The 11,785-nt window shown below is 51.8% G+C and carries 12 protein-coding genes; 9 read left to right on the forward strand and 3 right to left on the reverse strand.

The window, feature by feature from the left end; genetic code table 11:
* The first annotated feature begins 3 nt into the window (after window positions 1-3).
* From LG301_RS00405 to flgL, 9 genes are all read left to right on the forward strand, one after another.
* Window positions 4-702, forward strand: a complete 699-nt coding sequence (locus LG301_RS00405) for a flagellar hook assembly protein FlgD (protein WP_404472467.1) — start codon at window positions 4-6, stop codon at window positions 700-702.
* Window positions 703-759: 57 nt separating this feature from the next.
* On the forward strand, window positions 760-2,040 hold the full coding sequence (gene flgE / locus LG301_RS00410; RefSeq protein WP_404472469.1) for a flagellar hook protein FlgE: 1,281 nt from the start codon (window positions 760-762) through the stop codon (window positions 2,038-2,040).
* Window positions 2,041-2,065: 25 nt separating this feature from the next.
* On the forward strand, window positions 2,066-2,824 hold the full coding sequence (locus tag LG301_RS00415) for a flagellar basal body rod protein FlgF (protein WP_404472471.1): 759 nt from the start codon (window positions 2,066-2,068) through the stop codon (window positions 2,822-2,824).
* A 30-nt stretch (window positions 2,825-2,854) separates the two neighbouring features.
* Window positions 2,855-3,637 carry a flagellar basal-body rod protein FlgG gene (flgG, locus tag LG301_RS00420; protein WP_404472473.1) on the forward strand — a complete coding sequence of 261 codons (783 nt, stop codon included), beginning with the start codon at window positions 2,855-2,857 and terminating at the stop codon, window positions 3,635-3,637.
* A gap of 38 nt (window positions 3,638-3,675) precedes the next feature.
* On the forward strand, window positions 3,676-4,365 hold the full coding sequence (locus LG301_RS00425) for a flagellar basal body L-ring protein FlgH (protein ID WP_404472475.1): 690 nt from the start codon (window positions 3,676-3,678) through the stop codon (window positions 4,363-4,365).
* A gap of 33 nt (window positions 4,366-4,398) precedes the next feature.
* Window positions 4,399-5,535, forward strand: coding sequence for a flagellar basal body P-ring protein FlgI (locus LG301_RS00430; RefSeq protein ID WP_404472477.1), 1,137 nt, complete (start codon window positions 4,399-4,401; stop codon window positions 5,533-5,535).
* Window positions 5,535-6,566: a flagellar assembly peptidoglycan hydrolase FlgJ gene (flgJ, locus tag LG301_RS00435; protein WP_404472479.1), complete on the forward strand. Its 1,032-nt coding sequence runs from the start codon at window positions 5,535-5,537 to the stop codon at window positions 6,564-6,566. Before LG301_RS00430 ends, flgJ begins: the two co-directional genes overlap by 1 nt.
* A 67-nt stretch (window positions 6,567-6,633) precedes the next feature.
* A complete protein-coding gene (gene flgK, locus LG301_RS00440; RefSeq protein ID WP_404472481.1) occupies window positions 6,634-8,574 on the forward strand; it encodes a flagellar hook-associated protein FlgK in 1,941 nt (646 codons plus the stop codon).
* Between the two features lie 19 nt (window positions 8,575-8,593).
* Entirely contained in the window at window positions 8,594-9,862 is a 1,269-nt protein-coding gene (gene flgL, locus LG301_RS00445; RefSeq protein ID WP_404472483.1) for a flagellar hook-associated protein FlgL, read from the forward strand.
* 50 nt (window positions 9,863-9,912) lie between these two features.
* Here flgL and fliR read toward each other — a convergent pair whose 3' ends face one another.
* The 3 genes from fliR to fliP are packed head-to-tail and all read right to left on the reverse strand — an operon-like array spanning window position 9,913 to window position 11,777.
* The gene (gene fliR / locus LG301_RS00450; protein ID WP_404472484.1) at window positions 9,913-10,704 is read right to left on the reverse strand and encodes a flagellar biosynthetic protein FliR; all 792 of its coding nucleotides are present in this window, start codon (window positions 10,702-10,704) and stop codon (window positions 9,913-9,915) included.
* Between the two features lie 3 nt (window positions 10,705-10,707).
* Complete coding sequence (gene fliQ, locus LG301_RS00455) at window positions 10,708-10,977, reverse strand: flagellar biosynthesis protein FliQ (RefSeq protein WP_404472486.1); 270 nt, start codon at window positions 10,975-10,977, stop codon at window positions 10,708-10,710.
* 29 nt (window positions 10,978-11,006) lie between these two features.
* Window positions 11,007-11,777, reverse strand: coding sequence for a flagellar type III secretion system pore protein FliP (fliP, locus tag LG301_RS00460; protein WP_404472487.1), 771 nt, complete (start codon window positions 11,775-11,777; stop codon window positions 11,007-11,009).
* Window positions 11,778-11,785 lie beyond the last annotated feature (8 nt).

Genomic DNA, 11,785 nt, shown 5'->3' on the forward strand with positions numbered 1-11,785 from the left:
GCCATGATGAACGGTATTGATACCTCTACGTTAAGCAACATCAATGGTAGTCGAGGCGGCGCGCAGCTGAATCAAAGCCAGTCTGACGAGCTGCGGAATAGTTTCATGACACTGCTTATTACGCAGCTACAGAACCAGGATCCGCTTAATCCGATGGAAAATGCGGAAATGACCTCGCAGCTGGCACAAATTAATACAGTAAGCGGTATTGAGCAGCTCAACGATACGCTCAGCGGCATTACCGAACAGATGAACGCCTCTCAGATGATTCAGGCATCCGGCTTAATTGGTAACGCCGTGCTCGTGCCGGGCAACAACGTTAAAGTCAATGTTGATGATGAAGGTAATAGCTTCGCTACTCCATTTGGTATTGAGCTTGAAAAGCCGGCTGAGAGCGTCGAAATCGTTATCCACAGTCGTGCTGGAGAAGTGGTTTACCGAAACGAAGTGAGCGGAGTAAAAGCGGGCGTTGAGTCTTTCCAATGGGATGGCAAAACTAACGACGGCGAAGCGCTACCCGCTGGCGACTACCGCGTTAGCTATGCCGCCAAAGATGCAGAAGGTAATGAGATAAGCGCCCAGCCGCTGAACTATGCCCTGGTACAAGGCGTGACGCCGCAAGAGAAAGGTCAAGAAGTGCGCCTGGATTTAGGCGCCATATATGGTCAGGTGACACTCGACCAGGTGAAACAAATTCTTTGATGGCGTTGCGCTAAGCAGTTGTACAACGCATTACATGACTAAATTCAGGGGAATAGCATGAGTTTTTCACAAGCACTCAGTGGTCTAAACGCACAGCAAACTAAGCTCGCCGTTACTGGCAACAACATTGCCAACTCGCAAACAGTGGGCTTTAAAGGTTCTAACGTGCAGTTTTCTGATGTTTATGCACAGCAGGTTGGGCTAGGTACGCGGGTTTCAGCGACCATGCAGAATTTTACCCAGGGCAATATTGAGTCGTCAGGCCGCAACTTAGACTTAGCGATTGCCGGCGAAGGCTTCTTACGCTTCCAGCTCCCCAATGGCGATATTGGCTACTCTCGCAACGGCCAGCTAAACCTGACCGCCGATGGTCGTTTGGTGAACTCTCAGGGCGCTCAGATTATGGGCTTTCCTGCTGAAGAAGGCGAAGTTCAAGCAGGCGGGGATGTTGAGCCGCTTACTGTACCCGCTGGCGATTTAGCGGCAAGTGCAACAAACGAGCTTGATGTGTCGCTTAACTTGGATGCGGGGGACGAAGTTATTGGAAGCGCTGCCACTGCTGCAGATATTGCAGAAGGTTTAAACCCAAGCGACTACTCATTTTCAACCAATGCCACCATTTACGATTCGCAGGGTAATGCGCGTAATTTGACGATGTACTTTACTAAAACTAATGATAATGAATGGCGTGTTGATGCCAGAATGAGCGGTGGACCTGCCGGTGCGCCTAACTATGGGTTTGCTGATATCGCGAATGGTTCTGACTTTGGCTTTACACCTGATGGTCGTCTAGATGAAAACTTTGCTGCCTTTGATTTAGAAATACACACTGCGGGTGCTGTAGTTGATGATGATGGAGTGGCTGCAACGACTGAATTTGACGATACTATTTTGGCTCAACAAACAGTAGCAATCGACTTTGCTGGCACCACACAGTTCGCCAATCAGTCCACCGTTAACAACATCAACCAAAATGGCTACACTTCTGGCGTACTTGTGGGCACTACCATTGAAGAAGATGGCACCGTGATGATGAACTACTCTAACGAGCAGTCACGTGCGGCGGGCCAGATTGCGATGGTGAGCTTCCGTAACCCGGAAGGCCTGAACCCCTCTGGTGATAACCTCTGGTCAGCCACCGCCTCCTCTGGCCCTGAGTTGGTGGGTGCGCCGGGTACCGGCCAGCGTGGGTTGATTCAGGCGAGCGCGATTGAAACCTCAAACGTCGACTTAGCCCGCGAGCTGGTGGATATGATCGTCGCCCAGCGTGCCTACCAGGCCAACTCGCAAACCATCAGCACCCAGGATGAGCTCCTGCAAACCATTATCAATATCTAATTAATGGCCGTGTAGGGAGTTAGCTATGGATCGAATGCTATATACCGCCATGAGCGGCGCGAAACACACGATGGACCAGCAGTCCGTGGTTAGCCAGAACTTGTCGAATGTCTCGACAGCTGGTTTTCGTGCCCAGCTGCAGGCAGCGCGCTCGGTGCCGGTGTTGGGGGATGGCGCACTGGCAACCCGCGTATCGGCGGTGACAACTACGCCTGGCACTGATTTTTCCCAGGGCCCTATCGAGCGCACGGGGCGCACCTTGGATGTCGCTATGCAGGACAATGCCTGGATGGCGGTATTAGCGGATGACGGCACTGAGACCTATACCCGACGCGGCGACTTACAGCTAGATAACGACGGCGTGCTGTTAAGCGTAGGTCGGCCGGTGATGGGCGACGGTGGCCCCATTGCTCTGCCGCAAGGGGCGCAAATATCGATTGGTGCCGACGGCACGATTAGTGCGATTCCCCAAGGCGAAGGGCCAGAGGCGCTGGTTGATGTTGGCCGTATTAAGCTAGTAACGCCGGATGAGCAAGGGCTAACACGCGGCGATGATGGCCTCTTTCGTGCACCTGTGAATGAAGAGGGGGCGCCTGGGGTACTGCAGGCAGATGAAGAAGCGCGGATCGTTAGCGGTGCGCTAGAGGGAAGCAACGTCAGCGCTGTGGATGCCATGGTGTCGATGATTGACGTGGCGCGCCGTTACGATATGCAGATGAAAATGCTCAGCACCGCCGATGAAAATGCTCAGCGGGCTAACAGTATTCTATCGATTCAAGGCTGATTAACGCCTCTCAGTTAAGGGAACACGAACATGATTTCGTCCTTGTGGACCGCTAAGACGGGGCTTGAGTCTCAGCAAACTAAGCTAGACGTTATTTCCAATAACCTAGCTAACGTCAGTACCAACGGCTTTAAGCGTTCGCGGCCGGTGTTTGAAGACCTGCTTTATCAAAATATGCGCCAACCCGGCGCACAGAACAATATTCAGGACAGGCTCCCTTCCGGTATGCAAATTGGCACAGGGGTACGAGCCGTTGCGACTGAGCGTCTGCATACTCAGGGTGGGTTGGAAGAAACCAGTAACTCCCGTGATCTAGCGATTAATGGCGAAGGCTTTTTCCAAGTGCTGCTGCCTGACGGCACGGTTGGCTATACCCGAGACGGTAGCTTTCAGCTAAATGAGAACGGTCAGATGGTGACCGCTAATGGCTACCCGCTAGAACCCGCTATTTTTATTCCAGAAAACGCGTTGTCGGTGACGATTGGTGAAGATGGCACGGTGAGTGTGCGTCAGCCGGGTATTGCCCAGGATGCGGATATTGGCCAAATCAACGTCGCTTCGTTTATTAATCCCGCTGGTCTGGAAAGTATTGGAGGGAACTTGTACCTGGAAACAGGCGCATCGGGTGCTCCTAACCAAAATGTTCCTGGCAATAACGGCGCTGGCCGGTTGTTTCAGGGATATGTAGAAACGTCCAACGTTAACGTCGTTGAAGAAATGGTCAATATGATTCAGACCCAGCGTGCTTATGAAATTAATAGTAAGGCAGTATCTACCAGCGATGAAATGTTGGCGCGCCTAAGTCAGCTCTAACATTGCTAACTCATAGGGCTTTTTTCACAGGGCGTACCATGCTGGAACTGCAAGCTATTTCTCGCAGGATAACGTTAATTGGTTTAGCGTTTTTTATTGTGCTTATTGCAGGATGCGCACAAATTCCCCGTGCTTCTGTGGTGGGAGAGCAAGAGCAAATTACCATTGTGGATCGGCCACCACCGGTCGCCAATGGCTCGATTTATCAAGTTCGCCGTGGCTATCAGCCACTGTTTGAAGACCGCCGCCCCCGCGCTATCGGCGATATTTTAACCATTGTGCTGGACGAAGAGGTGAGCGCGAGTAAAAACGCTCAATCGAATGCGAACCGTTCTGGCAGCGCAGGTCTTGAATTGGCGCAACTGCCGGATGTGCTAGACACTCTGGCGGAGTACGGCTTTGATGTGTCGGGAGAGAGCGACTTTGCGGGCGGTGGTGGCTCTCAAGCGAATAATACATTTACCGGTACGATTACGGTCTCTGTTTTGGAAGTGATGAATAATGGCAACTTGCGCGTGCGTGGTGAAAAGCAAATCGCGATTAATCAGGGAACTGAATTTATCCGCTTCTCTGGTGTGGTGAACCCGCGCACCATTACCGCACAAAATACCGTGCCTTCCACTCAGGTAGCCGATGCCCGCATAGAGTATGTGGGAGACGGCTATATCAATGAGGCGCAACATATGGGCTGGTTGCAGCGTTTCTTTATCAATGTGTCGCCATTCTAGGCGCGTTCAAGGCCCGACAAATAGAGGCTTAAAATGGCTATGCAGCAAAGCAATCAACAGACATTCAGGCGGTGGGGGCTGCGGTTAATAACGCTACTGTTGCTCTGTGCGGTTACCTCGGTCTCTGCGTCAGAGCGGGTGCGCGAGTTAGCCGGGTTTGCAGGCGTTCGAGACAACCAGCTGGTGGGCTACGGTTTGGTGGTGGGACTTGATAGCACGGGCGATCAAACCACGCAGGCGCCATTTACTAGCCAAAGTTTGACCAATATGTTGTCGCAGCTTGGTGTCACTGTACCGCCCGGCACCAACCTGCAGCTGCGTAACGTGGCTGCGGTGATGGTGACGGCTGACTTACCACCGTTCTCCCGTCCGGGCCAGCGCTTGGACATAGTCGTTTCGTCTATTGCCAATGCTCGTAGCCTTCGCGGTGGCACGCTGTTGATGACGCCCTTGAAAGGGGCTGATGGCGATACATACGCCATTGCTCAAGGCAATATGCTGGTCGGTGGCGCGGGTGCCCAAGCGGGTGGTAGCAGTGTTCAGGTGAACCAGCAGGCCTCTGGACGTATTCCTAATGGCGCGCTGGTAGAGCGTGAAGTGCCGCTAAATTTAGGCGGCAATGGAGGCGTTCTAGAGCTGCAGCTTAACGATTCTGATTTTGGTACTGCTCAGCGTGTGGTGACGGCGATTAATAACGAGTTCGGCCAAACCGTTGCCTATGCGCGCAATGGGCGTGTGATTGCGTTGGACGGCCCTATGGATGAAAATGCCCGGGTCAATTTTATGGCACGCGTTGAAAATGTACGCGTCACCCCGATGGATGCGCCGGCACGTGTGGTGCTTAATGCGCGTACGGGCTCTGTGGTGATGAATAGCGCGGTCACGTTGCGCCAGGCTGCCGTTGCTCATGGCAATCTATCCATTATGATTGACACGCAGTTTGGTGTTAGCCAGCCAGCACCCTTTGGCGAAGGTGAGACGGTCGTTGTGCCTGATACGGATATAGAAATTGAGCAGCAAGAAGCCTTTCTTCAGATTGTTGAAGGCGCGCAGCTTAACGAGGTGGTGAACGCACTGAACGCGCTGGGGGCGACCCCTCAAGATTTAATGTCGATTTTAGAAGCGCTAAAAGCCTCTGGTTCGCTGCGAGCTGAACTGGAGGTTATCTGATGAGCATGAACGATATGTCCAGTCAGTTTGCGCTTGATATGAACGGCTTTCAGCGACTTCAGCACAATGCGCGAATCGACCCGGAAGCCGGGGTACAAGGGGCCGCTCAGCAGTTTGAAGCCCTGTTCGTGCAGATGATGATGAAAAGCATGCGTGATGCGGTGCCATCCTCTGATTTGTTCAACAGCACGACAACGGATACCTATCAGCAAATGCTGGATCAGCAGTGGTCGCAGGTGGTCTCATCTAAAGGGATGGGGTTAGCGGACATGCTGGTGGAACAGCTACAACGCCAAGGAGCCGTTGGTAGTACGGCGAGCAGTGCGGATCAGGAGCTACAGGCGCTGATTGCGGGTATTCCCCGTGGCACACCGCGCGTGTTGGATGGCGCTTTACAGCCACAAGGGCAGAGTGAAACCGGCGGTCGCTTCCTGTCCGAGCTAGAGGCCATCAGGCAGAGTGCGGTGGGGGTTAGTACCGAAGCACATACTAAAGCAACCGCTGCGCCAGGCGCTGACGTACCTGTTTTCTCTAATGCGCCCGATCATGTTCAGCAGTTTCTGACACAGCTCTCCGCACCTGCACAGGCGGCAAGCCAGGCGAGTGGTGTACCTGCGGAATTGATTTTGGCACAAGCAGCGCTGGAAACAGGCTGGGGACGCCATGAAATTGCGACCCGCCAAGGCAGTAACAGCCATAACTTATTTGGTATCAAGTCAGGCAGCCACTGGCAGGGTAAGACCACCGATGTGGTTACTCATGAGTATATTAATGGCCAACGTACTCAGGTCGTGGATACTTTCCGCGTTTATGACTCGTTTGAGCACGCGTTTACCGACTATGCAAACCTGATCGGCAATAACCCTCGCTATGCCGGTGTGGTGCAAGCAGCTAATGCCGAGCAAGCGGCTCGCGAGCTACAGCAGGGCGGCTATGCGACAGACCCCCTCTATGCGGACAAGCTAGTGGCTATCATGAACACCATGGGGCCGTTGAACTCAGGGCGTCATCTGTTGGCAGATGCGCGTTAACGCCATTAGGCACTCAAGTTTTTCTGCTCGTTGCCGATAAGAAATTATCGGCCTAAGGAAGTGAATCATGAGCATGTTTTCAGTAGGACTAAGCGGTCTCAATGCTGCACAAAGCGCCCTGAACACAACCAGTAATAACATCAGTAACGTATATACGCCTGGCTATAATCGGGAAATTACTAAACTGGGCGAAGGTTTCGCGTCAACGGGTGGTGTTCAGGTCAATGATATTGAGCGCCAGTTCAACCAGTACGTGGCCACCCAGCTCAACAGCGCAAAAACCCAGTCAAGCGCGTTAAGCACTTACTACAATCAGGTATCGCAAATCGACAACCTGCTGGCGGATCGTGAAGCCGGTCTTGCGCCATTAATGCAGAACTTTTTTTCTTCATTAGAAGATTTGGCAAGTGCCCCTTCAGACCCAGCTGCCCGCCAAGGCGTACTGGGTACGGCGAACACATTAAGCGCTCAGTTCCGCTCGTTTGATGGCTATCTGCAGGATATGCAGAGCAACATCAATAATCAGATTAAAGACGAAATTACCCAAGTTAATAACACCACAGAGCAGATAGCGGGCTTAAACCGAGAAATAGCGCTGGCGCGTGCGCGCACTGGCGAAGCGCCTAATAGCTTGCTGAACCAACGGGATAACCTCGTCTCTGAACTGAATGAGCGGATGGATCTCCGTCTTAATATTCAAGATGGTAAAACCTATAACATCAGCTTACCCAATGGCCAGCCGCTGGTCACAGGGACGGACTCTTTCAAACTAGAGGCTGTGGAGTCGCCCAATGATCCTCAGCGTATCGTAGTAGGTTACAGGGACGGTGGTGGCAATCTATCGGCACTGAATGAAAACGTAATCTCAGGCGGTGCGTTAGGTGGGTTAATGTCCTTCCGGTCAGAAACTCTCGATAAAACGCAGAACCAAATCGGCCAGATGGCGGTTTCACTTTCGGTGGCGTTTAACGAACAGCATAAGCAGGGCGTGGATCTTAACGGTGAGCAGGGTGAAAATTTTTTCACCGTTCGCTCACCCGAAGCGTACAGCAATACCAACAATAGTGCAGAAGTAGCGTCTATTGAATTTGATGAGGCGAACATCGATCAGTTACGGGCTACCGACTATACCGTGCGCTTTGAGGGTACCCCTGGTGAGCCTGTCGTAACACGCAATGATAATGGTCAAGTGGTTGATTTCGATGAAGACGCGTGGGCTGATGAAAACGAGTTGAAGTTTGGTGGCGTTACGATGACATTTGACGGCACCCCGGCGAATGGGGACCGCTTTGAGATTCAGCCCGTTCGTCGAGCTGGTGCAGGCATGGAAGCGAATATCAGCGACTTGGATAAGATTGCAGCGGGTAGCTTTGATATCGCAGTTGGTTCGAACAGCGATATGGATATAAGTGGCTTAAAGGTATCGGGGGCTAATGCCTTCGCTAACTCAGAACCGCCACTAAAATTTAACTTAGATAATGGCGGCTTACTTACTGTAGAAAACTTTAACGGGGATACGATTCAGGTCGATGGTGAGACACGTTCAGTCAATGGCGCAGGTGTTGTTGTAGATGAAAATGATGATCCACTCGTGATTACAGAAGATAACGTCATCACTATAGATGGCGTAACATTTACGATTAACGATATTAGTGACTCATCTTTAACGCTTTCTCAAGCAACATCTGCTTCGGGCGATAACCGCAACGCCCTAGCGCTACAAAACCTTCAAGCTGAATCGATTGTGGGGGGCAAGGCATCGCTCAGCGGTGCTTATGGCGCGATGGTTAGCGATGTGGGTAACCGCACTAATATTACCCAGGTGAACTTAGATGCGCGCCAGGGGCTGACCGATCAGCTTCGTGCTGTGCAGCAGTCGGAGTCTGGCGTTAATCTCGATGAAGAGGCGGCCAACTTAATTCGCTTTCAGCAGTTTTACCAAGCGAATGCTCGTGTGATTGATACGGCTTCTAACATTTTCGATACGATTCTTGGCCTGCGCAGCTAACGTTTAGGAGTACCGCGACATGCGAATTAGCACCGTCACTATGTTCGAGCAGAGCACCGCGTCTCTTAACCGTCAGCAGGGTGATTTTTTAAAAGTTAGCCAGCAAATTGCCAGCGGCCGGCGAGTGGTTAATCCCTCGGATGATCCGCAAGCGGCCTCGCGCGCGGTGGGAGTTGATCAATCCAAAGCAGTAACGCAGCAGTATACGGACGCGCGGGTGTCTGCCCGTAACTCACTTGCGCAAACCGAAAGCATACTAAACAGTGTTAGCGATGCGGTGACTAGCGCTAAGACGCTGCTCATACAAGCCTCCAGCGATACGCTGAGCGATGTGGACCGTGAATCCATTGCCAGTGAACTCAAGGGCGTTTATGAAACGATGATCGGCCAGGCCAATGCCACCGATGGTAACGGCCGCTATCTGTTTGGTGGCTACGCAGACAACGCGCCGCCCTTCGCTAAAGATGCCGATGGTAATGTGCAGTATCAGGGTGACAGTAACGCCCGTGAACAGCGTGTGGATGCCTCGCGATTAATGCCCGTTACGGAAAACGGTAAGTCTATTTTCCAAAGCGTGCCTAGCGGCGCAGGTTATATTGCCAAAACGCCGCCTGTAGATATTGAGCTAAACACCGGTAACGGCGGCAATGTGACGTTCAAGGGGCCCAGTGTTGCTGATGTCAACGCGGCGGGCTATGGCGATAACTTTGAAATCACTTTTGGCGAAGATACTAGCACGCCTCCGGTGCCGACCTTTACTGTTAAAAATTTGGATACCGGCAACGATGTCATCACCGATCAGGCTTACACTGGTAATGGCGAAGACGGTCAGACTATCTCCTTTGGTGGCATGAATATTACCCTCGAGGGCGAGCCTGTCAGCGGGGATACCATCGCCGTGCAGAAGGCCGGCAGTAAGGATCATAACGCCGACCTGTTTAACAGCATGGAAGAGGCTATCCGCGTACTCGAAACGCCCATTGAAGATGATCGTGTCAAGGCCGATTTTCGTAATACGCTGAACACTGCCATGCGTAATTTGGACAATTCGCTAGACAACGTGCTGACTGTCCGTGCCTCAGCAGGTGCGCGCCTGAACGAGCTGGATGTGATTGACGCCGTCGGCGGCAATCGGATGTTGAACTACGAGCAGACGCTGTCGGACTTGGTTGATCTCGATTACGCCTCGGCGATTTCCGAGTACAGCCTGCGCCAAATTGGCCTGCAGGCTGCTCAAAAAGCCTTTGTCGATGTAAAAGGTATGTCACTGTTTGACTTTATGCGTTAAGCCAAGCGAGTGCAGACAAAAACCCCCTGTGCCATTGGCGCAGGGGGTTTTTAGCTTAATGGCGCCATGGTTTCGATCAAGCTCTGCATGAAGGTTAGCCCTTGGCTAAATAGCCGCTGCAAGAAGCGACCAATATCGGTCATTAGCACCATTAATAAGATTAGCCCAACGGTCAAGGAAGCGGGGAAGCCGATATTGAAGACGGTGAGCTGCGGAGCAGAGCGGTTAAGGATGCCGAGCGAGAGGCTAATAATTAATAATGAACTGACGAGCGGCAAGGCAAGCAGCATGCCAGACGCAAAAATAGTCCCCGCGTAGCGTGCCAACAGTTCAAAGGCATTGGGGTTCAGCGTGCCAATACCTACCGGTAGCGTTTGAAAGCTCATAACCAGCGTTTCTAGCACCATTAAGTGGCCGTTGAACGCAAGAAACATCAGCAGCGTAATCATATAAAGAATACGCGATAGCACCATGATGTTAGTGCCGCTGGAGAGGTCAAAAAAGCTCGCAAACGCCAAACCCATTTGCAAACCGATAAACTCCCCTGCTGCCTGTACAACCGCAAAAATGATGTGCATCACTAGGCCGATGGCCAGGCCAATCAATATTTGCTCGACCATAATGCCTACCCCCGCCCAAGACATAATGGGCACACTGGGCATTGTGGGCAGAACAGGAGCGATGACTACCGCAACAAGCGCGGCGATGCCTACCTTAGCTTGATTGGGAATACTGGAGTGTCCCCACAGGGGGGATGCCGCCATAAAGGCAGTAATTCGCGCGAACGGCCAAAAAAAAGCCACTAACCAACCGTGCAGCTGGGCAAATGTGACCTCAACCATTGGTTACATCACCATATTAGGAATATTGGTGAATAAGCGGTGGGTAAAATCGGTAATTAACCCGAGCAACCAAGGTCCAGCAAGAACGAGCACAGCAAATACGGCTAATATTTTGGGAATAAATGTCAGCGTCATTTCATTTATTTGCGTGGCAGCCTGAAATAAGCTGACCAATAGACCCGTAAAGAGGGCAGCCAATAGCAACGGGCCTGCAAGAAAAAGGGTCACGCGCATGCCCTGGTAAGCAATGCTCATTACCATTTCCGGGGTCATGGTCTGCTCCTTGTCGCCCGCTGCGACAGTTAAATCATGTAAAAGCTTTCAGCTAATGAACCAATAATTAGCTGCCAACCGTCTACCAGGATAAACAGCATCAACTTGAAAGGTAGTGAAATCGTAATAGGGGGCACCATCATCATACCTAGTGCCATCAAGGTACTGGCCACTACCAAGTCAATAATCAGAAACGGAATAAAAATCGTAAAGCCAATTTGAAAGGCAGTCTTTAGCTCGCTAGTCACAAAGGCAGGCAGCAACACACGCATCGGTAACTCTTCAGGGCCTTGCATGGGGCCAACATCGGCCAGTCGAACAAAAAGCGCAAGATCAGGCTCACGGGTTTGCGCGAGCATGAATTCGCGGAAGGGGTCTTGGGCAAGTAGCAAGAACTCTTCGAAATTGATGGTCTCTTCTGTGAGCGGCACCCAGGCATTGTCATATACCTGGGCCAAAACAGGAGACATAATAAAAAACGTTAGAAACAGGGCAATGCCTAATAGCACTTGGTTGGGCGGTGTGGCCTGTGTACCCATTGCGGTTCGCAGCAAACTAAGCACAATGATGATGCGCGTAAAGCTGGTCATCATGAGCAGCATCGCCGGCAAAAACGCCAGTGAGCTTAAAAAAAGCAGCGTTTGTAGTGAAAGCGACCATTGCTGGCCACCATCTTCAAGCGGCTGTGATACGAGTCCTGGTAACTGTTGCGCCTGAGTAGGGAAAGCGACTGTTAAACAGCCAGCAACAATAACGCTTAACAGCCACCAGCGATGCCGGTAAGGCCAGGAGAGGTGCATTGCATATC

Source organism: Vreelandella venusta, assembly GCF_044809155.1.
In the GTDB taxonomy this organism is placed as follows: domain Bacteria; phylum Pseudomonadota; class Gammaproteobacteria; order Pseudomonadales; family Halomonadaceae; genus Vreelandella; species Vreelandella venusta_B.